The following is a 319-nucleotide window of genomic DNA, read 5'->3' as shown; positions in this document are numbered from 1 at the left end:
GGCGCAAACCCGTTCCTGAGATATTTCGACGCCGAGATGCGCTACCTGCGCGAAACCGGTCGCGAGTTTGCGCACGACCAGCCCGAGGCCGCGCGGCGCCTGGGCATGCAGTATGGCCAGGAGCACGGCCACGTCCGCGCGGTCAACGAAGCCTTCGCATTCGTGATGGCGCGATTGCGCATGAAGCTCGACGACGGCATGCAGGAACTCACCGGCGAGATGCTCGACAACATTTACGAGCACATGGCGCGCACGATCCCTTCGCTGTCGATCATCGAATGTACGCCACTGAACAGGGGGGCGAAGGTGGCACAGATTC

The 319-nt window shown here is 62.7% G+C and carries 1 protein-coding gene; it reads left to right on the top strand.

What is annotated here, in order from left to right; all coding sequences use genetic code 11:
* Positions 1-319, top strand: a 319-nt coding sequence (locus AB4Y35_RS42175) for a type VI secretion system baseplate subunit TssF (protein WP_368708805.1), incomplete at both ends; no start/stop codon positions are given.

It is taken from the genome of Paraburkholderia sp. EG286A (assembly GCF_040965375.1).
Lineage (GTDB): Bacteria > Pseudomonadota > Gammaproteobacteria > Burkholderiales > Burkholderiaceae > Paraburkholderia.
Note: the sequence above shows the minus strand (reverse complement) of the source record. Positions and strands in the feature narration are given on the sequence as shown.